Origin of the sequence: Pseudomonas sp. GL-RE-26, from assembly GCF_019956275.1 — a bacterium.
Classification (GTDB): domain Bacteria; phylum Pseudomonadota; class Gammaproteobacteria; order Pseudomonadales; family Pseudomonadaceae; genus Aquipseudomonas; species Aquipseudomonas grandcourensis.
This window is the reverse complement of the sequence record NZ_JAHBDI010000011.1, coordinates 304,392-325,276: the sequence shown is the minus strand read 5'-3', so window position 1 is coordinate 325,276 and position 20,885 is coordinate 304,392. Positions and strand designations below refer to the sequence as shown.

Annotated in this window: 18 protein-coding genes; 7 read left to right on the top strand and 11 right to left on the bottom strand. The window is 60.1% G+C overall.

The window, feature by feature from the left end:
• Positions 1–31 precede the first annotated feature (31 nt).
• The gene (locus tag KGB07_RS09030; RefSeq protein ID WP_223465240.1) at positions 32–646 is read right to left on the bottom strand and encodes an energy transducer TonB; all 615 of its coding nucleotides are present in this window, start codon (positions 644–646) and stop codon (positions 32–34) included.
• Positions 647–972: 326 nt separating this feature from the next.
• Here KGB07_RS09030 and glpT point away from each other — a divergent pair, with 326 nt between their 5' ends.
• Positions 973–2,322 (top strand): glycerol-3-phosphate transporter, encoded by a 1,350-nt coding sequence (glpT, locus tag KGB07_RS09025; protein WP_223465239.1) that lies wholly within the window; start codon positions 973–975, stop codon positions 2,320–2,322.
• On the opposite strand, the gene KGB07_RS09020 is transcribed toward glpT, so the two are convergent.
• From KGB07_RS09020 to KGB07_RS08990, 7 genes are all read right to left on the bottom strand, one after another.
• Positions 2,298–2,966, bottom strand: coding sequence for a gamma-glutamylcyclotransferase (locus KGB07_RS09020; RefSeq protein WP_223443898.1), 669 nt, complete (start codon positions 2,964–2,966; stop codon positions 2,298–2,300). The two genes, glpT and KGB07_RS09020, sit on opposite strands and share 25 nt — an antisense overlap.
• Before the next feature lie 206 nt (positions 2,967–3,172).
• Positions 3,173–4,141 (bottom strand): CDP-6-deoxy-delta-3,4-glucoseen reductase, encoded by a 969-nt coding sequence (locus KGB07_RS09015; protein WP_223465237.1) that lies wholly within the window; start codon positions 4,139–4,141, stop codon positions 3,173–3,175.
• Positions 4,141–5,607 carry a 4-hydroxy-3-polyprenylbenzoate decarboxylase gene (gene ubiD / locus KGB07_RS09010; RefSeq protein WP_008048693.1) on the bottom strand — a complete coding sequence of 489 codons (1,467 nt, stop codon included), beginning with the start codon at positions 5,605–5,607 and terminating at the stop codon, positions 4,141–4,143. Before ubiD ends, KGB07_RS09015 begins: the two co-directional genes overlap by 1 nt.
• 69 nt (positions 5,608–5,676) lie before the next feature.
• A complete protein-coding gene (locus KGB07_RS09005; protein ID WP_223465236.1) occupies positions 5,677–7,674 on the bottom strand; it encodes an acyltransferase family protein in 1,998 nt (665 codons plus the stop codon).
• A 196-nt stretch (positions 7,675–7,870) separates the two neighbouring features.
• On the bottom strand, positions 7,871–9,130 hold the full coding sequence (rho, locus tag KGB07_RS09000) for a transcription termination factor Rho (RefSeq protein ID WP_046039047.1): 1,260 nt from the start codon (positions 9,128–9,130) through the stop codon (positions 7,871–7,873).
• A gap of 247 nt (positions 9,131–9,377) precedes the next feature.
• Positions 9,378–9,707 (bottom strand): thioredoxin TrxA, encoded by a 330-nt coding sequence (gene trxA / locus KGB07_RS08995; RefSeq protein ID WP_003206727.1) that lies wholly within the window; start codon positions 9,705–9,707, stop codon positions 9,378–9,380.
• Positions 9,708–9,827: 120 nt separating this feature from the next.
• Entirely contained in the window at positions 9,828–10,535 is a 708-nt protein-coding gene (locus tag KGB07_RS08990) for a FadR/GntR family transcriptional regulator (protein ID WP_223465234.1), read from the bottom strand.
• 256 nt (positions 10,536–10,791) lie between these two features.
• Between KGB07_RS08990 and KGB07_RS08985 the strand changes: the two genes are divergently transcribed.
• The 5 genes from KGB07_RS08985 to ppx all read left to right on the top strand — a co-directional run bounded on the left by KGB07_RS08985 (position 10,792) and on the right by ppx (position 15,313).
• Entirely contained in the window at positions 10,792–11,577 is a 786-nt protein-coding gene (locus KGB07_RS08985; RefSeq protein ID WP_223465233.1) for a transporter substrate-binding domain-containing protein, read from the top strand.
• 22 nt (positions 11,578–11,599) lie between these two features.
• Positions 11,600–12,268: an amino acid ABC transporter permease gene (locus KGB07_RS08980; RefSeq protein ID WP_046039042.1), complete on the top strand. Its 669-nt coding sequence runs from the start codon at positions 11,600–11,602 to the stop codon at positions 12,266–12,268.
• Positions 12,265–12,915: an amino acid ABC transporter permease gene (locus KGB07_RS08975; protein ID WP_223465232.1), complete on the top strand. Its 651-nt coding sequence runs from the start codon at positions 12,265–12,267 to the stop codon at positions 12,913–12,915. Before KGB07_RS08980 ends, KGB07_RS08975 begins: the two co-directional genes overlap by 4 nt.
• The gene (locus KGB07_RS08970; protein ID WP_046039039.1) at positions 12,902–13,639 is read left to right on the top strand and encodes an amino acid ABC transporter ATP-binding protein; all 738 of its coding nucleotides are present in this window, start codon (positions 12,902–12,904) and stop codon (positions 13,637–13,639) included. The genes KGB07_RS08975 and KGB07_RS08970 overlap by 14 nt, the downstream gene beginning before the upstream one ends.
• A gap of 171 nt (positions 13,640–13,810) precedes the next feature.
• Entirely contained in the window at positions 13,811–15,313 is a 1,503-nt protein-coding gene (ppx, locus tag KGB07_RS08965) for an exopolyphosphatase (protein WP_046039038.1), read from the top strand.
• A gap of 221 nt (positions 15,314–15,534) precedes the next feature.
• On the opposite strand, the gene ppk1 is transcribed toward ppx, so the two are convergent.
• Positions 15,535–17,757, bottom strand: a complete 2,223-nt coding sequence (ppk1, locus tag KGB07_RS08960; RefSeq protein ID WP_046039036.1) for a polyphosphate kinase 1 — start codon at positions 17,755–17,757, stop codon at positions 15,535–15,537.
• Positions 17,758–17,775: 18 nt separating this feature from the next.
• Complete coding sequence (gene hemB / locus KGB07_RS08955; RefSeq protein ID WP_046039035.1) at positions 17,776–18,789, bottom strand: porphobilinogen synthase; 1,014 nt, start codon at positions 18,787–18,789, stop codon at positions 17,776–17,778.
• Between the two features lie 208 nt (positions 18,790–18,997).
• Between hemB and KGB07_RS08950 the strand changes: the two genes are divergently transcribed.
• Positions 18,998–19,630, top strand: coding sequence for a DedA family protein (locus tag KGB07_RS08950; RefSeq protein WP_046039034.1), 633 nt, complete (start codon positions 18,998–19,000; stop codon positions 19,628–19,630).
• On the opposite strand, the gene KGB07_RS08945 is transcribed toward KGB07_RS08950, so the two are convergent.
• Positions 19,611–20,846 (bottom strand): sterol desaturase family protein, encoded by a 1,236-nt coding sequence (locus KGB07_RS08945; protein WP_046039033.1) that lies wholly within the window; start codon positions 20,844–20,846, stop codon positions 19,611–19,613. The two genes, KGB07_RS08950 and KGB07_RS08945, sit on opposite strands and share 20 nt — an antisense overlap.
• Between the last annotated feature and the right edge of the window lie 39 nt (positions 20,847–20,885).

Sequence of the window (20,885 nt, the reverse complement as noted above, 5' to 3'; positions counted from 1 at the left end):
AAAAGCGCGGTCACGCTGCCGCGCTTTTTTATCATAACAGCACTCTTATCTCTTCTGGAAGAAACCGTACGTATCGGCCCGCGGGATAGGTATTACAGCGCCTGACTATTGATGGGACGCTTTTATTGAGCTTGGCAATCAGCGCCAGACGCTTCTCCTCCGGCAATTGCGTCGGTGAAAGGGAGTGCGTCAGGTAACTGCGGGTCCAGCTGAAAACCGGCAGGTCCACCCACGAGGAATCGGCGATGTTCAGCGATGCCCGTGCGATAGCACTGCATTTCAGCCGCTCCAATTCCTTGTTGACATGGAAGGGATGTTCTCTGTCCAGCCTGTATTCCATGGGTGCGACCACGATGATTTGCGCAGGTTGATCCTCGGTAATTGTCCACGGCTTGAATCGCCATTGATTGACTGCAGCCAATGATGCCTCTTCGAGTTCGGGATGTGCACTTTGCGCAATCACGGCATTACTGACTGATCCATCGGCCTTCACAGTCATGCTGACACGCACCATGCCGGTGACACCCGCCCGATGCAGCGCCACCGGATAAACCGGCTTCGGATTATGCTCGGGTATCAGGAACACCTCCCCGGCCCTGACATCCATGGACGCCACCAACAAAAGCACACATACCCACCACCGCATGTCCCTCTCCCTTCGCCTGCAACGCCAGACCTGGCAACAGTACAAAGGTTAAAGCGCCAGGGCATTCGGCATAACGCCATGACTTCTGCTTTAAACGAAGGACCTTTCCTAAAGGCCTGCCCTATTTCAGGTACACCACGCGCCTGCCAACTAAACAGGTAACGCTTCCTACAACGCCCCTCGCTTACATCTGAGCGACACGCTCATAAAGGAACGCGCGATATCCAACATTTCCGCTGTTTTGCCGATGAGAACCAGTGCTATTTTCGGTAACGAAACTGTAACATTCGTATCCGCAGTCAAAACAAGAAATTTGGAGCTCTTGAATGTTTGCTTTCTTTCGTCCTGCCGCACATCAGGCTCCATTGCCTGAAGAAAAAATAGACAGCACCTACCGACGCCTTCGCTGGCAGATTTTCGCCGGCATCTTCATTGGCTATGCCGGTTACTACCTGCTGCGAAAGAACTTCTCCCTGGCCATGCCGTACCTGATCGACGAGGGCTACTCCCGTGGTCAGTTGGGCCTGGCGATGTCCGCCATCGCGATTGCCTACGGTCTGTCGAAGTTTCTGATGGGCTTGGTGTCCGACCGTTCCAACCCGCGTTTCTTCCTGCCGTTCGGCCTTCTGGTGTCGGCTGGGGTGATGTTCATTTTCGGTTTCGCGCCCTGGGCGACGTCCAGCGTGACCATGATGTTCATCCTGCTGTTCATCAATGGCTGGGCGCAGGGCATGGGTTGGCCGCCGAGTGGCCGGACCATGGTGCACTGGTGGTCGCAGAAGGAACGTGGCGGCGTGGTGTCCGTGTGGAACGTGGCACACAACGTCGGCGGTGGCCTGATTGGTCCGTTGTTCCTGATCGGCATGGGCCTGTTCAATGACTGGCACGCCGCGTTCTATGTGCCGGCAGCCGTGGCGCTGGCGGTAGCGGTGTTTGCCTTTGTAACCATGCGCGATACCCCGCAATCGGTTGGCCTGCCGCCGATCGAGCAATACAAGAACGACTACCCGGAAGGCTACGACGCCAGCCACGAAGAGGAATTCAGCGTCAAGGAAATCTTCGTCAAATACGTGCTGCGCAACAAAATGCTCTGGTACATCGCCCTGGCCAACGTCTTTGTCTATCTGCTGCGCTACGGCGTGCTGGACTGGGCGCCGACCTACCTCAAGGAAGCCAAGGGTTTCACTGTGGATAAAACCTCGTGGGCGTACTTCTTCTACGAGTGGGCAGGTATCCCGGGCACGCTGCTGTGCGGCTGGATGTCGGACAAGATCTTCCGTGGCAACCGTGGCCTGACCGGCATGGTGTTCATGGCATTGGTGACGGTTGCGACGCTGGTTTACTGGCTCAACCCGGCCGGCAATCCGATGGTCGACATGATCGCGCTGCTTTCCATTGGCTTCCTGATCTACGGCCCGGTGATGCTGATCGGCTTGCAGGCGCTGGAACTGGCACCGAAGAAAGCTGCCGGTACGGCGGCGGGCTTTACCGGTCTGTTCGGTTACTTGGGCGGTTCGGTCGCGGCCAGTGCAGCGATGGGCTACACCGTGGACCATTTCGGTTGGGACGGCGGTTTCGTGTTGCTGGTCGGCGCCTGCCTGCTGGCGATGGCCTTCCTGGCCCCGACACTACGGCACAAACAAATCGCCAGTCAGGGCCGCGAAGCACTCGCTTGATCGGCCGTTGATTTACAGCGCTTGAGCCGCGCCTCCAGATTCCGGTCTGGCATGGCGTGGCTGCGCAGGGCGTGCGCGGTCTGCTCGACATAATCGCGAGTGGTGCCGTAGCGCCCGCAGGCGTTTTCGAACACATGGCTCAGCACATGGTCCGGCAAGTTGCCGGCATAGCTGGGCAGGTGCCGTTCCAGAACGAATCCCAATGCCTGAACCTGGCTGCCATCTTCGAGACGGCAGTTTAGCCAGTGCGGGCGGTAGGAAGGGAAAGGCATCTCGCGCTGCCACAGTGCGTAGAGCGAGGCTTCGAGTTGCTCTTCGGGCAAGCGATAGGCGAAACCGCTGCAAGAACCGCCGCGATCCAGGCCAAACACCAGGCCGGGCATTTCCGGTGTGCCGCGATGTTCGTGGGACCACAGGTACAACCCGCGATGATAGCCATGCACCCGGCCGCGAACCCGCTCAACCGCCGTGCATTCAGGGCGCCAGATCAGCGAACCATACGCAAACAGCCATACTGGCCCACCCTTGTGGCGCGCCATAGTCGATTGCATCGAGCTGAGCAATTGTTCGTGAGTGAGCTGCGGCCCCAGATCGAGCCGCGGAGGGTAAGCCAGATTCAAAAAAGCGGATTCAATGGCGCTCATGGCGAATAGCGTTCAGCTCCCCGCGGGTGAAGAATTACTTAATAGAACGCACAGCTGTAACAATAAGGCACATAAGTTTTAAGGCAATTTGAATGCCATGGCACCGTACTTATTTAAATGCCTGAATGAGATATAACCTACCGACATTTATAAAAGTTTATAAATGCCGATTGGCTATATATAGAGTTATAACGAAAGAGCGCGGCTCAAGAGCGCGGCGCATACGCAAAAACGTCGGCACGCATCTGGTGGGCGTCCATCCCTGCTTCCACCAGCGCATCCAGCGTGCCGTAGACCATGGCCGGAGAGCCACTGGCGTACACATGCAACGGCTTGAGGTCAGGGAAGTCTTCACAGACCGCTTCATGCAGCATGCCGCATCGCCCTTCCCAACCACATTGATCGCTGACGACTTTGTGCAGGAACAGGTTGGGCAGCTTCAGCCATTCGTCCCAATGCTCGACCTGGTAAAAGTCTTCTGGACGGCGCACGCCCCAATACAGATGCACCGGATGCTTGAAACCCGAGGCCCGGCAATGTTCGATCAGGCCGTGGACCTGGCCCATGCCGGTACCAGCGGCGATCAGCACGAGAGGACCGTCCGGCAACTCCTCCAGGTGGGTATCGCCAAACGGCAACTCGACCCGCACCATGCTGTTGCGCTGGAGCTGTTCGATCAGGCTCAGCGCACTGGATTCGCGCGCCAGTACGTGGATTTCCAGGTCGCGCCCCGCATGCGGTGCCGAGGCGAGGGAGAATGCGGACTTTTCGCCGTTCTCGCGCTCGATCATCAGGTACTGACCGGCGTGGTAACGCGGCGGTTTTCCGGCCGGAGCCCGCAGACGCACGCGCCAGGTGTCGCCGCCCACCTCCTTGCACTCAATGACCTGACACGACACGCTGCGCACCGGCAGTTCTCCCAGCGCGAGCACGCCATCCCACAGCACGATGCAGTCTTCCAGCGGCTCCGCTATGCAAGTGTAGAACTCGCCATGGTCACGCACATTGCCAGCCTGCTCGACCCGGCCTTCCACCAGCAGCGCCGCGCACACGTGGCAATTGCCGTTGCGGCAGCTTTGCGGGCATTCGTAGCCCAGACGTCGTGCGCCATCGAGAATCCGCTCGCCGGGCAATATCTCAAGCATTGCTCCGGAGGGCTGCAAGGTTACACGCATCAATCTATTCCTAACTGATTCCAGATGGCATCGATCCGCTGGGTCACGGCATCGTCCTTGACGATGACCCGACCCCATTCACGGGTAGTTTCGCCCGGCCATTTATGCGTGGCATCAAGGCCCATTTTCGACCCCAGGCCGGACACCGGCGAGGCGAAGTCGAGGTAGTCGATCGGCGTGTTGTCGATCATCACCGTGTCGCGCTTGGGGTCCATGCGCGTGGTGATGGCCCAGATCACGTCGTTCCAGTCCCGGGCGTTGATATCGTCGTCGGTGACGATAACGAACTTGGTGTACATGAACTGTCGCAAAAACGACCAGACACCCAGCATTACCCGCTTGGCGTGGCCCGGATACGACTTCTTCATGGTCACGATGGCCATGCGGTACGAGCAACCTTCGGGCGGCAGGTAGAAATCGGTGATCTCCGGAAACTGCTTCTGCAGGATCGGCACGAACACTTCGTTCAATGCCACGCCGAGGATCGCCGGCTCATCCGGTGGACGGCCGGTGTAGGTGCTGTGGTAGATCGGTTTGATCCGGTGGGTGATGCGCTCGACGGTGAACACCGGGAAGCTGTCGACTTCGTTGTAGTAACCGGTGTGGTCGCCGTACGGGCCTTCATCGGCCATCTCGCCCGGATGGATCACGCCTTCGAGGATGATTTCGGCGGTGGCCGGCACTTGCAGGTCGTTGCCACGGCACTTCACCAGCTCGGTGCGGTTACCGCGCAGCAGGCCTGCGAAGGCGTATTCGGAAAGGCTATCGGGCACCGGGGTCACGGCACCGAGGATGGTCGCCGGGTCAGCGCCCAGTGCCACAGAAACCGGGAACGGCTGGCCCGGGTGCTTTTCGCACCACTCGCGGTAATCCAGCGCGCCGCCACGGTGGCTCAGCCAGCGCATGATGACCTTGTTGCGACCGATCACTTGCTGACGATAGATGCCAAGGTTCTGGCGATCCTTGTTCGGGCCTTTGGTGACGGTCAGGCCCCAGGTGATCAGAGGACCGACGTCGCCCGGCCAGCAAGTCTGCACCGGCAACATGGCCAGGTCGACGTCGTCACCCTCGATGACCACTTCCTGGCACACCGCGTCCTTGACGACTTTCGGCGCCATCGAAATGATCTTGCGGAAGATCGGCAGCTTGGACCAGGCATCCTTCAGGCCCTTCGGCGGCTCGGGTTCCTTGAGGAACGCCAGCAGCTTGCCGATCTCGCGCAGCTCGCTGACCGACTCGGCACCCATGCCCATGGCGACCCGCTCGGGGGTGCCGAACAGGTTGCCGAGCACCGGGATGTCATAGCCTGTCGGCTTTTCGAACAACAGCGCCGGGCCTTTGGCACGCAGCGTGCGATCACACACCTCGGTCATCTCCAGCACTGGAGAGACGGGGATCTGGATGCGTTTCAACTCTCCGCGCTGCTCAAGCTGCTGCACGAAATCCCGAAGATCCTTGAATTTCATTGATGATGGCACCCGAAAAATAGGCGTACATCCTACCTGCTCTGCCGGCCGCTGGCAGCTTATCGCTGCTTATCTGGATGCATTCACCTGCGGTTTCCCCGGGTTTGCCCCGGCTTGCAGACTGACAAACAGCGGTTCGAGGATCGGCGCCACGAACCGCGCACCGACTTCCGAGAGGTGATTGTCATCGGTGTACAACGAGTAGCCGCCGCGTTCGGCGCGGCACAGGCCGCTCGCGTCACATAACCTCGGCGCCGGGTCCACCACCCGTACCGCCGGGTCTTGCGCCAGTTGTGCGAACAATTGACTGATGAATGCCTGGCGCTTGTGGTGCTCTGCGAGCGCCAGCCCGACATCGTCGACCGGACGGTCCAGCATTGCCAGACGTGTGAGGCGATACGGTGGGCTGAAGGGCTGCAACGGCACCTCTTTTACCAGCCAGACCCGATGTCCGCCGGCACGCAATTGCGCGACCCGGTTACGCAAGCCATCGGCCAGACGCTGTTCGGCACTGGCACGGTCGTAGTGCCCGTCAGCGCTTTTCAGAGCGTGACCAAGATCGCCTTTGCCGTCGCCATAGAGGTACAGGCTCCAGTGCGCCACCAACACCACATCGCTGACGGCTTGCGACTCCAAGGCCTGTTCAACCCGCCGATTGAACCGCGCACAACGCGCATCGTGCTCCAGGCCATCGACTGGTACACAACCGGGAGAACTGGCCAGGATCACGTTGACGCCATGGGCCTTGGCACCCTCGTCGAAAACCGGGATCAATGCCGTGGCATGACTATCGCCCCAGACAAGCGCTGGGGGCAGGCGATTTTGTGCGCCATAACGGCAGAACAACTTGTCATCCGGCGTCTTGTCATCGGCCAGGCAGGCCATCAGCTCCGGCCGCCATTCGCGACCCTTTGCGTATTGCAGGGCCTGGTCAGACAGACGCCACGGCAAGCCGTCGGTCCATCGCAAGGTTTGCCCGGCCAGGCCGAGCAGCAGGATACCGCAGGCGCCGGCGAGCAGAACCTGTCGGCGTCCGGCGAGCAGGCGACGCTCACGAAACGGGGTTTCGACGAATTTCCAGGACAGATAACCCAGCAACAGCGTCAGCAGAATCAACCCGGCACTGTCGAAAGCACTCGGTTCACCGACGCTGGCATAGCTGGAGAATACGAACACCGGCCAGTGCCACAGGTACCAGGAATAAGAAACCAGGCCGAGGCCGACCATCACCCGACTGCTCAAAAACTGACCAGCCCAGGTTTCACGATGACCGTTGGCCAGAATCAGCAGCACCACACCAAGCACCGGAAGCAACGCCGCGACGCCCGGGAATGGCGTGGCCTTGTCATAACCGAACACCGCCAACAGTATCAGCACCATGCCGAGCAGGCTCAGCCACTGCGCCGCCATCGGCTTGAGACGCCATGCAGACTTGGGCGCTACCGCCAGCATCGCACCGGCCAACAGTTCCCACGCACGCATCGGCAGCAGGAAGAAGGCTTTTTCCGGATGATGGGCGACGGCCCACACGCTCAAGCCAAAGGACAGCAGCAATACGCCGAACAGCGCCAGTCGCCAATGCCTGAGACGGCTCGACAGCAGTGTCAGCAGCAACGGGAAGACGATGTAAAACTGTTCCTCCACCGCCAGCGACCAGGTGTGCAGCAGGGGCTTCAGGTCGGAGGCGACATCGAAATAGCCGTCCTGGCGCATGAACAGGATGTTGGACACAAACATCACCTGGTAACGCACCGATCGCCCCAGCTCGTCGTAATCCTTCGGTGCCAGCAAAAACCAGCCGACCGCCAGCACCGCGATGATCATCGCGAACAATGCCGGCAAAATCCGCCGTGCACGCCGGACCCAGAAATCGACGAAGCTGAATTGCCCGGCCTGGCGCTGATTCCAGATGATCGAGGTGATCAGGTAACCGGAAATCACGAAAAACACATCCACGCCGACAAAGCCGCCGGTAAATCCGGGAACGCCAAAATGAAACAGCACGACAGCAATCACCGCCACCGCGCGCAAGCCGTCGATATCCCTTCGATAAGCCAGTGTGCTCATAAACATAAACCAGTCAGATCGTTGTTTTCAGCGCGTTTGAGCATCGTCCCCGGACGATGACTGCAAACGCGGCTGGTTGAAGTGCCAAGCAACTGACCCTGGCCAATCAAAAACATCCCATGGCCCGGGCAAAAAATTGCAGGCAAAAAAATGGCGCCCCACCGGGACGCCATTCTCTTGAACTCAACGGACGATGTTACTTGCGCTTCATCGACAGGAAGAATTCGTCGTTGGTCTTGGTCGTTTTCAGCTTGTCGACCAGGAACTCGATGGCAGCTACTTCATCCATCGGGTGCAGCAGCTTGCGCAGGATCCACATGCGCTGCAGCTCGTCGTCGGCAGTCAGCAACTCTTCGCGGCGGGTGCCGGAACGGTTGATGTTGATGGCCGGGAAGACGCGCTTTTCAGCGATACGGCGATCCAGCGGCAGCTCCATGTTGCCGGTGCCTTTGAATTCCTCGTAGATCACTTCGTCCATCTTCGAGCCGGTTTCAACCAGCGCGGTGGCGATGATGGTCAGCGAGCCGCCTTCTTCGATGTTCCGCGCGGCGCCGAAGAAACGCTTCGGTTTCTCCAGGGCGTGGGCATCGACACCACCGGTCAGTACCTTGCCGGAGCTCGGGATCACGGTGTTGTAGGCACGAGCCAGACGGGTGATGGAGTCGAGCAGGATCACCACGTCTTTCTTGTGCTCGACCAGGCGCTTGGCCTTCTCAATCACCATTTCGGCAACCTGCACGTGGCGGGTTGGCGGCTCGTCGAACGTCGAGGCAACCACTTCGCCGCGCACGGTGCGCTGCATTTCGGTTACTTCTTCTGGACGTTCGTCGATCAGCAGCACGATCAGGTGAACTTCAGGGTTGTTACGGGCGATATTCGCGGCAATGTTCTGCAGCATGATCGTCTTGCCCGCTTTCGGCGGTGCAACGATCAGACCGCGCTGGCCTTTACCGATCGGGGCGCACAGGTCGATGACTCGACCGGTCAAGTCTTCGGTGGAACCGTTACCGGCTTCCATTTTCATGCGCACGGTCGGGAACAGCGGGGTCAGGTTCTCGAAGAGAATCTTGTTTTTCGCGTTTTCCGGACGGTCGTAGTTGATCGTGTCGACCTTGAGCAGCGCGAAATAACGCTCGCCTTCCTTTGGAGGGCGGATCTTGCCAACGATGGTGTCACCGGTGCGCAAGTTGAAACGACGGATCTGGCTCGGCGAGACGTAGATATCGTCTGGGCCGGCGAGATAGGAAGCGTCAGCGGAGCGCAGGAAGCCGAAGCCGTCCTGGAGAATCTCCAGCACGCCATCACCGGAGATTTCCTCACCGCTTTTCGCGTGCTTCTTGAGCAGGGAGAAAATCACGTCCTGCTTGCGCGAACGGGCCATATTTTCTATGCCCATCTGTTCGGCCAATTCGAGCAGTTCGGTAATCGGCTTTTGCTTGAGTTCAGTCAGATTCATATAGGAATGACGTAATCATTTATGGAGGGGGGAAATTAAGCTTTTGGCTTAATGAGGCCGCGCCGCAGAGAAGGCGACAGGATCGCGTACTTATTCGAAAAGGAGTGCGTCGGCGACGGCTAGCAGGGGGCAATGGAGAAACCAGTGCGGGGCCGAATGTAACACCTGAGTTTAGGAGCGTCTAGCCCTGAATACGCAAAAAGCCCCGCTATTTGCGGGGCTTTTTCAGGACACTTTGCAGCGACGCTTAGATGTTGGCGTCGAGGAAGGCAGCCAGTTGCGACTTCGACAGTGCGCCGACCTTGGTCGCTTCAACGTTGCCGTTCTTGAACAGCATCAGGGTCGGGATACCGCGCACGCCGTGCTTGGCCGGGGTTTCCTGGTTTTCGTCGATGTTCAGCTTGGCAACGGTCAGCTTGCCTTTGTAAGTCTCGGCAATTTCGTCCAGAACCGGAGCGATCATTTTGCAAGGGCCGCACCATTCAGCCCAGTAGTCGACCAGTACAGCGCCTTCGGCCTTGAGTACGTCGGCCTCGAAGCTAGCGTCGCTAACGTGTTTGATAAGATCGCTGCTCATGGAATTCTCCAGGTTGTAAGCAAAAAAACGTGGCCCATCATAGCGGTCCTTCCCTCGTTCAGGAAGGTGCAGATGATTGAGTCTCGCTATGGTGATTCATGAGTTTGGGTATAGCTCAGGTCATGAAGTGACGGGAGCGATGAACGCGATTCCGGTGCGCAACGCGGCATTGCGTACGTGCTCTTGCATGGCCTTTTGCGCGGCGCCAGACGTCCGGCGAGCCAGCGCACGAAGGATTTTGCGGTGTTCCTGCCAGGTTTCCATGGCCCGCTCGACCCGGATGAACGGTAGCTTCTGGCTTTCCAGGAAGATGTCGGCGCTGGCGGTCAGGATGCTCAGCATCGCCTGATTGCCGCTGGCCAGCAGGATGCGGCGGTGGAATTCGAAATCCAGGCGGGCCGCGGCTTCGAAGTCGCCGGACTTGAGCTCGTTACGCATGGCGGCGACATTGTCTTCCAGCACATCGAGTTCGTCGGTGCTCAAGGTTACGGCCGCCAACCCCGCAGCAAACCCCTCCAGCGCATAGCGCAGTTGAAAGATGTCCAGCGGCGAAGCCTGCGCCGCGAACGGCCAGCCCGGCGCCGCATCGCCTCGCGGCAACTCCACCGGCGATTGCACGAACACGCCTTTACCCGGCTGGATGCTGATGACGCCCAGCGCACTCAGCGATGACAACGCCTCGCGCAACGACGCCCGACTGACCCCCAATTGCACCGCCAGGTCCCGTTGCGAGGGCAAGGCATCCCCAGGCCCGAAGCCCTGTTCGGTAATCAGTTTGCGGATGGCTTGCAGCGCCACTTCAGGTACGGCGCGGGAGATCGAGTTCATGGTTTTCCAGACGAACCAGGCCAATGTGCGCTCAGTTGTAAAGCTATTCGCGACGCCCGGCAAGTCGTGCCCCATGGGGGTTCGGTGATTTTCACGGCTGCGCCATCGGGGTGCGAAACGCAACCTGACTGTTCAGACCAGTAAGACCGTGCGACGCCAGCAAAACCGCGCCCTGGCGCCCTCAAAACCCCATGTTGGCATGGCCCATGCTCTGTCGATCCACAGAAATCACTTCTTGCCGATCCGGAGATTTGCCATGACCCAGCGTTACAGCACCCTCCTCGCAGCCTTGTTCGCCAGCCTGATGCTGAGCCAGGCACCCGCCCATGCCGACGGTCTGGAGGATGTGGTCAAGCGCGGCGTCCTCAAGGTCGCCGTGCCCCAGGACTTCCCGCCGTTCGGCTCGGTCGGCCCGGACATGAAACCCCGTGGCCTCGATATCGACACCGCAAAACTGCTGGCCGATCAGCTCAAGGTCAAGCTCGAACTGACCCCGGTCAACAGCACCAACCGCATCCCGTTCCTCACCACCGGCAAGGTCGACCTGGTGATCTCCAGCCTCGGCAAGAACCCGGAGCGCGAAAAAGTCATCGACTTCTCCCGCGCCTACGCACCGTTCTACCTCGCCGTGTTCGGTCCGCCAGACGCCGACATCAAGGGCCTGGACGATCTCAAGGGCAAAACCATCAGCGTCACCCGTGGTGCCATCGAAGACATCGAGCTGACCAAGGTCGCCCCCGAAGGCGTGACCATCAAGCGTTTCGAAGACAACAACTCGACCATTGCCGCGTACCTGGCCGGGCAAGTCGACCTGATCGCCAGCGGCAACGTGGTGATGGTTGCCATCAGCGAAAAGAGCCCGAAACGGGTGCCCGCGCTGAAAGTGAAGCTCAAGGATTCGCCGGTCTACGTCGGCGTCAACAAGAACGAGCCGGCGCTGCTGGACAAGGTCAACCAGATCCTCGTGACCGCCAAGACTGACGGCGCGCTGGAAAAGAACGCCCTGACCTGGCTGAAAGAGCCGCTGCCGGCCGATCTCTGATTCGGCGCGCTGGAGACGTTTTATGGCTTATCAGTTCGATTTCCTGCCGGTGGTGAACAACACCGACCTGTTGCTGCGCGGTGCGTTGTTCACCCTTGAGCTGACCGCCATCGGCGCTGTGCTCGGCGTGGGGCTGGGCATCGTCGGGGCGCTGGTGCGGGCGTGGAACATCCGGCCTTTCGCGGGGATTTTCGCGGTCTATGTCGAGTTGATCCGCAACACGCCATTCCTGGTGCAGTTATTTTTCATTTTCTTCGGCTTGCCGTCCCTGGGCGTGCAGATTTCCGAATGGCAGGCGGCGGTGCTGGCGATGGTCATCAACCTCGGCGCCTATTCCACCGAGATCATCCGCGCCGGCATCCAGGCAATTCCCCGGGGTCAGCTGGAAGCCGCAGCGGCACTGGCGATGACGCGCTTCGAAGCGTTTCGCCATGTAGTGCTGCTGCCGGCACTGGGCAAAGTCTGGCCGGCCCTGAGCAGCCAGATCATTATCGTCATGCTCGGTTCGGCAGTCTGCTCGCAGATCGCCACCGAAGAGCTGAGTTTCGCCGCCAACTTCATTCAGTCGCGCAACTTCCGCGCCTTTGAAACCTACGCCCTGACCACGCTGCTGTACCTGTGCATGGCGCTGCTGATCCGCCAGTTGCTGAACTGGATTGGCCACCGCTTCATTGCAAGGAGCAGCCGATGAGCGATTTCACCCTCTGGGACATCGTGCGCAACCTGCTCATGGGCCTGCAATGGACGCTAGCGCTGTCGCTGGTGGCGTTCATTGGCGGCGGGCTGATCGGCTTGCTGATCATGGTCATGCGCATCTCGGACAAATCCCTGCCGCGCAGTTTCGCCCGCACTTACATCGAACTGTTCCAGGGCACACCGCTATTGATGCAGCTGTTCCTGGTGTTTTTCGGCGTCGCGTTAGCCGGGATAGAGATTTCGCCGTGGATGGCGGCGGCGATTGCACTGACGTTGTTCACCAGTGCCTATCTGGCGGAGATCTGGCGCGGTTGCGTCGATTCGATTCCCAACGGCCAATGGGAGGCCTCATCGAGCCTGGCGCTGAACCCGCTGGAACAATTGCGCTATGTGATCCTGCCCCAGGCCCTGCGCATCGCCGTGGCGCCGACCGTGGGTTTTTCGGTGCAAGTGGTCAAAGGCACCGCCGTGACCTCGATCATCGGCTTCACCGAGCTGACCAAGACCGGCGGCATGCTCGCCAACGCCACCTTCGAACCGTTCATGGTCTACGGCCTCGTCGCCCTCGGCTACTTCCTGCTGTGCTACCCCTTGTCGCTCAGTGCGCGCTACCTGGAAAGGAGACTGCATGCCTCTGCTTAGAATTTCCGCCCTGCATAAATACTACGGCGATCACCATGTGCTCAAAGGCATCGACCTGAGCATCGAGGAAGGCCAGGTGGTGGCGATCATCGGTCGTAGTGGCTCGGGCAAGTCCACCCTGCTGCGCACTCTCAACGGCCTGGAGTCGATCAACGACGGCGTGATCGAAGTCGACGGCGAGTACCTCGACGCCGCCCGCGCCGACCTGCGCAGCCTGCGGCAGAAAGTCGGGATGGTGTTCCAGCAGTTCAACCTGTTCCCGCACCTGACCGTCGGCGAGAACGTCATGCTCGCGCCGCAAGTGGTGCAGAAAGTGCCAAAAGCCAAGGCCGCCGAACTGGCGCGGCAGATGCTGGAAAGGGTCGGGCTGGGGGAAAAGTTCGATGCTTTCCCTGATCGACTGTCCGGCGGGCAGCAACAGCGGGTGGCGATTGCCCGGGCACTGGCGATGTCGCCGAAGGTTTTGCTATGCGACGAAATCACCTCGGCGCTGGACCCGGAACTGGTCAACGAAGTGCTGAGCGTGGTCCGGCAACTGGCCAGGGAAGGCATGACGCTGATCATGGTCACCCACGAAATGCGCTTCGCCCGGGAGGTTGGGGACAAGTTGGTGTTCATGCACCAGGGCAAGGTGCATGAGACAGGCGATCCGAAGGTGTTGTTCGCCAACCCGCAGACGGCGGAGCTGGCGAATTTCATCGGGACAGTTGAGGCGGCGGGCTGAAGATCATCGGTGCTAATGACGCCACCTTCGCGGGCAAGCCCGCGAAGAGGCCATTTGCATCGCCGCAGGTCCCCCCGTGGTAAAAGATCGCAGCCTTCGGCAGCTCCTACGCGTTGGCGCCAGCCTTTGATCGTGGCACGATGTCGAGGTTATCGACCGAGACCCCAGACCATGCCGCAATCCCAAGCCAAGAATCTGTCCCTGATCGCCGCAATCGACCTGGGCTCCAACAGTTTTCACATGGTCGTGGCCAAGGCCCAGAACGGCGAGATCCGTATTCTCGAGCGTCTCGGGGAGAAGGTTCAGCTGGCCGCCGGTATCGACGAAGAGCGCCATCTCAACGAAGAATCGATGCAACGCGGCCTCGACTGCCTCAAGCGTTTCGCCCAACTGATCAGCGGTATGCCCACCGGCGCCGTTCGCATCGTCGGCACCAACGCCTTGCGTGAAGCCCGCAACCGCGCCGAATTCATCCGTCGCGCCGAAGAAATTCTCGGCCACCCGGTGGAAGTCATTTCCGGCCGTGAAGAAGCGCGCCTGATCTACCTCGGCGTGTCCCACACCCTCGCCGACACCCCCGGCAAACGCCTGGTGGCCGACATCGGCGGCGGCAGTACCGAATTCATCATTGGCCAGCGCTTCGAACCGCTGCTGCGCGAAAGCCTGCAGATGGGTTGCGTCAGCTATACCCAGCGCTATTTCAAGGACGGCAAGATCACCCCGGCCCGTTACGCCCAGGCATACACCGCGGCGCGGCTGGAGATCATGAGCATCGAGCACGCCCTGCACCGCCTGACCTGGGATGAGGCCATTGGCTCCTCGGGCACCATCCGCGCCATCGGTCTGGCGCTGAAGGCTGGCGGCCATGGTACCGGCGAGGTCAACGCCGAAGGCCTGGCCTGGCTCAAGCGCAAACTGATCAAGATGGGCGACGTCGAAAAAATCGATTTCGAAGGTATCAAACCGGATCGCCGGGCGATTTTCCCGGCGGGCCTGGCGATCCTCGAAGCGATCTTCGACTCCCTCGAACTGCAACGCATGGATCACTGCGAAGGCGCCCTGCGCGAAGGCGTGCTCTATGACCTGCTGGGCCGCCATCATCACGAAGACGTGCGCGAACGCACCCTCACTTCGCTGATGGAGCGCTACCACGTCGATCAGGAACAGGCGGTACGGGTCGAGCGCAAGGCACTGCATGCTTTCGACCAAGTGGCCGAGGACTGGGATCTGGAAGACGGCGTCTGGCGCGAACTGCTCGGCTGGGCGGCCAAGGTCCATGAAGTGGGTCTGGACATCGCTCACTACCAGTACCACAAGCACGGCGCCTACCTGATCGAGCACTCGGACCTCGCCGGGTTCTCCCGCGAAGACCAGTTGATGCTCGCGCTGCTGGTACGCGGTCACCGCCGCAATATTCCCAAGGACAGGTTCGCCGATTTCGGCGACGACGGCATCAAGCTGATTCGCCTGTGCGCGCTGCTGCGCTTTGCGATCCTGTTCCACCACATCCGTGGCACCCAGCAAATGCCCCAGGTGGAACTGAACGCCCATGGCAATAGCCTGGAAGTGGTGTTCCCGGAGAACTGGCTGGACGAAAACCAGCTGACGCAGGCCGACTTCGAAATCGAAGCGCAATGGCTGACCCGGGTCGATATCGTGTTGAGCGCTCGCTGAAACACCAGAAATGAAGCCAACCCCTGTGGCGAGGGAGCTTGCTCCCGCTGGGGTGCGAAGCGCCCCCCTCCGCGCTTGCAGGTAATCAGAAAATATCTGGTCACTGATTTTGGGGCTGCTGCGCAGCCCAACGGGAGCAAGCTCCCTCGCCACAGGAATACAGTGAAAACGAAAAAGGGCGATCCATTTGGATCGCCCTTTTTTTGTCTGCCTGATCCGCGTTACCGCACAGCCAGTATCGGACTACCCAAACGCTCCAGCAATGTCGCCTGGGCGCTGCGCGGATTCTGGTTGCCGGTCGGTGTGTTACGGATGTAACGACCGTCCGACTGCAGGCTCCAGCTGTGGGTGTTATCAGTCAGATACAACTCCAGTTCTTTCTTGACCCGCATGATCAGCTTCTTGCCTTCCACCGGGAAGCAAGTCTCGACGCGCTTGTCGAGGTTGCGTTCCATCCAGTCGGCACTGGACAGGTACATCAGCTCGTCGCCACCGTTGAGGAAGTAGAAGACCCTGGTGTGTTCCAGGAAGCGGCCAATGATCGAACGCACGTGGATGTTATGGGAAACCCCGGCGATGCCTGGCCGCAGGCAGCACATGCCACGCACCACCAGATCGATGCGCACACCTGACTGGCTGGCCTTGTACAACGCGCGGATGATCTTCGGATCGGTCAGCGAGTTGAACTTGGCGATGATGTGCGCCGGTTTGCCGTCGAGGGCGAACTGGGTTTCGCGGGCAATCATGTCGAGCATGCCCTTTTTCAGGGTGAACGGCGCGTGCAGCAGTTTCTTCATGCGCAGCGTCTTACCCATGCCGATCAACTGGCTGAACAGTTTGCCGACGTCTTCGCACAAGGCGTCGTCGGAGGTCAGCAGGCTGTAGTCGGTATACAGGCGGGCGTTGCCGGCGTGGTAGTTACCGGTGCCGAGGTGCGCATAACGCACAATCTCGCCGGCTTCGCGCCGCAAAATCAACATCATCTTGGCGTGGGTCTTGAAGCCGACGACACCGTAGATCACCACCGCACCGGCCGCTTGCAGACGGCTGGCCAGTTGCAGGTTGGACTCTTCGTCGAAGCGCGCGCGCAATTCGATCACCGCCGTGACCTCCTTGCCGTTACGCGCCGCATCCACCAGCGCATCGACGATTTCCGAGTTGGCGCCAGAACGGTACAGGGTCTGGCGCACCGCCAGAACGTGTGGGTCCTTGGCGGCCTGGCGCAGCAGGTCGACCACCGGGGTGAACGACTCGAACGGGTGCAGCAGCAGGATGTCCTGCTTGCTGATCACGCTGAAAATATTCTCGCTGTTCTGCAGCAGTTTCGGAATCTGCGGGGTGAACGGCAGGTATTGCAGTTCGCGCTGACTGTCCAGGCCGGTGATGCTGAACAGCCGCGTCAGGTTCACCGGGCCGTTGACCTGATACAACTCCGTCTCGCTCAGGTTGAATTGCTTGAGCAGGTAGTCGGACAGATGTTTCGGGCAGGTGTCGGCCACTTCCAGACGCACCGCATCGCCATAGCGACGGGAGAACAGTTCGCCGCGCAAGGCGCGGGCCAGGTCTTCGACGTCTTCGGAGTCCAGCGCCAGGTCGGCGTTACGGGTCAGGCGGAACTGGTAGCAGCCCTTGACCTTCATGCCCTGGAACAGGTCATCGGCGTGGGCGTGGATCATCGACGACAGGAATACATAGTTGTCGCCAGCGCCGCCGACTTCTTCCGGCACCTTGATGATGCGCGGCAGCAGGCGTGGCGCCGGGATGATCGCCAGACCGGAATCGCGGCCAAAGGCGTCGATGCCTTCGAGCTCGACGATGAAGTTCAGGCTCTTGTTCACCAGCAACGGGAACGGGTGCGTCGGGTCGAGACCGATCGGGGTGATGATCGGTGCGATCTCGTCACGGAAATAGCGGCGGACCCAGGTCTTGAGCTTGGTCGTCCAGTTGCGGCGACGGATGAAGCGGACCTGATGTTTTTCCAGCTCCGGCAACAGAATGTCGTTGAGGATCGCGTACTGGCGATCGACGTGACCGTGGACCAGTTCGCTGATGCGTGCCAGCGCCTGATGCGGCTGCAGACCATCGGCGCCGGCCTGTTCACGGGCGAAGGTGATCTGCTTCTTGAGGCCGGCGACACGAATCTCGAAGAACTCGTCCAGGTTGCTGGAGAAGATCAACAGAAACTTCAGCCGCTCCAGCAATGGATAGGACTCGTCCAGCGCCTGCTCCAGCACGCGGATGTTGAACTGCAGTTGCGAGAGCTCGCGGTGGATGTACAGGCTGCTGTCATCCAGGCCGGGAATGGCCAGCACTGGCGCTGTCACGGCGGTTTCGACGACCGCCGCGGGCGGAGCTGGCTCCAGCTCCGGCGGGGTCTCTTCGACTTGCTCCACCACAGGTTGAGCGTCTTTTACGGCAACTTCAGTGAGTACTTCGGTATTCATCGAATGTTCCTGGGAGGGCTATTTTTGCTCTCGTAACAATTGAGCGGCACGAACGGCAAAGTACGTCAGGATGCCATCAGCCCCTGCACGTTTGAAAGCGGTCAAGGACTCTAGGATAACCCCTTCGCTCAACCAGCCATTCTGGATCGCCGCCATGTGCATGGCGTATTCGCCGCTGACTTGATAAACAAACGTCGGCACTTTGAACTCTTCTTTTACCCGGCACAGGATGTCCAGGTACGGCATGCCCGGCTTGACCATGACCATGTCTGCACCTTCTGACAAGTCCGCCGCCACTTCGTGCAGGGCTTCGTTGCTGTTGGCCGGGTCCATCTGATAGGAGGCCTTGTTGGCCTTGCCCAGGTTCAGCGCCGAACCGACCGCATCGCGGAACGGGCCGTAATAGGCACTGGCGTACTTGGCCGAGTAGGCCATGATCCGCACATTGACGTGACCGGCCACTTCGAGGGCTTCGCGGATCGCCTGGATGCGACCGTCCATCATGTCCGATGGAGCCACGACCTGAGCGCCGGCTTCGGCGTGGGACAGGGCTTGCCTGACCAGTGCGTCGACGGTGATGTCGTTCTGCACGTAGCCTTCTTCATCAAGAATGCCGTCCTGGCCGTGGGTGGTGAACGGGTCCAGGGCGACGTCGGTGATCACGCCCAGCTCAGGGAATCGTGCACGTAGCGCACGGGTCGCGCGCTGGGCGATACCTTCGGGGTTCCACGCTTCAGCGGCGTCCAGGGACTTGAGTTCCGCGGGTGTCACCGGGAACAGCGCCAGCGCCGGAATCCCCAGTTCGACCCACTTGGCCGCTTCTTCCAGCAACAGGTCGATGGTCAGGCGTTCGACGCCCGGCATCGAAGCCACCGCTTCGCGACGGTTTTCACCGTCCAGAACGAACACCGGCAGGATCAGGTCATCGACGGTCAAGACGTTTTCACGGACCAGACGACGCGAGAAGTCGTCACGACGATTGCGGCGCAGGCGGGTTGCGGGGAACAAACGGTTGGCGGGGGTAAAGCTCACGGCAGACTCCTGAGCCCGCGCTTACGGGCGAGCGTGACAGTTATAAGCGGCCATTATGACGAACGTATTACAGTTGTGTGCACCCCTGTGACAGGTAGCCGCATTCCATTGTCATTGTAGGAAATGTTCACGTCGAGACACATTTGGACACTTTCCTGAATGTGTCCGAAGGGTTAGGCTGCGCGTTCATTTCGCCAGCACCCAGACAATGCTCCAACAATTTCTGCATGACTTCGGCTACTTTGCCCTTTTTCTAGGCACGTTCTTCGAAGGCGAAACCATTCTGGTACTCGCGGGCTTCCTCGCGTTCCGTGGATACATGGACATCAACCTGGTGGTGGTCGTGGCCTTCTTCGGCAGCTATGCCGGCGACCAGCTGTGGTATTTCCTGGGGCGCAAGCACGGCCGCAAGTTGCTAGCGCGCAAGCCGCGTTGGCAAATGATGGGTGACCGGGCGCTGGAACACATTCGCAAGCATCCGGACATCTGGGTATTGAGCTTCCGTTTCGTCTACGGTTTACGCACGGTGATGCCGGTGGCCATCGGGCTGTCAGGCTATCCGCCGGGCCGTTACCTGCTGCTCAACGGAATTGGTGCAGCGATCTGGGCCGCAGCCCTGGCAGCGGCCGCGTACCATTTCGGCGCAGTGCTCGAAGGCATGCTCGGCAGTGTGAAGAAGTACGAACTCTGGGTGCTCGGTGCACTGCTGGTCCTGGGCTTCGTGCTGTGGCTGCGCCGGCGCTTCAAGAATGCCCGCCTGGCCAAGCAGGTCTACGCCGACGAACAAGCCCTGAAAGCTACGCGGACCAACACCGAAGGCCCTACGACGCCAACCGAGTGATGCGGTTCCTGCAACAGTAGAGACCGACGCCGCTCAACAGGCTGTAGCTGAGCAGGCCGACCCAGCCCACCGCGCTGGCCGGCCACAGCCCCACCATCGGGGCCAGCCATGCCAATGGCAGGTTCGACGCCAGCCGCACCAGCTCCAGCTTCAACGCCCTCGGGCGATTCTCCAGGGCTACGCCCAGCACAAACAGACCGAACGCCACCGCTCCCCAACCCAACACCAGGGCGGCGACTGGCAGCTTCGGTTCAAGATTCATCAGGTAACTGCCCAGCGCGATATAGACGCAGAACTGCAAGAGGACGTAGAGCTGCTGACGCCCGTCCAGCGCCACCTCGAATTTACGGAACTGGCTCAGGTCCGGCTTGTTCATCGGGTATCTGGCCGCCACGTCCGCCGGGCGCCAGCCGGTGCGCATGAACCAGATCCGTAGCTTGTCCCAGGTGCTTTCGGCACGCCGCGCATCGGCCCACAACTGCGCATAGAACTGCACGTTCGCCCACACGGGGTTCCAGCTCGCCAGCGGCGTGGTCACGCCGAAGATCACCGGCTCGTTGTCGTCTTCTTCCTGGAACGAACCGAACAAACGGTCCCAGATAATGAACACACCGCCGTAGTTGCGATCCATGTAGAGAGCGTTCTGTGCATGGTGGGCCCGATGATTGGACGGCGTGACAAAGAACCATTCGAACCAGCCAAGCTTGGGAATGTGCCGGGTGTGCACCCAGAACTGGTACAGCAGGTTCAGCGCCGCGACACTGACGAACACCAGCAGCGGCACGCCGGACACCGCCATCGGCAGGTAGAAGATCCAGCCCAACAAGAATCCGGTACTGGTCTGGCGCAACGCCGTGGACAGGTTGTAGTCCTCGCTCTGGTGATGCACCGAATGGGCGGCCCAGAGGATGTTGCGCTCGTGGCCCATGCGATGCAGCCAGTAGTAGCAGAAATCGTAGAAGACAAAGGCAAACACCCAGGTCCAGACGCTGTCGGCCGACAGTTCGAACAGCGCCAGGTGCTTGAGGGCAAAGGCGTAGGTCACCAGTCCCACACCCTTGGTCAACAGACCCGTGGTGGTCGACAGCACGCCGGTGCTGATGCTGTTGATCGCGTCCGCCACCCGATAATTGCTTACCCCGCGCCAACGGTCCGCCAGCAACTCGACGGCTATCAGAAAAAAGAAAAACGGCACTGCATACAGAATGAAGTCCATGACGCGCCCTGATCGGAATCTTGAGGACAGATGCTATGT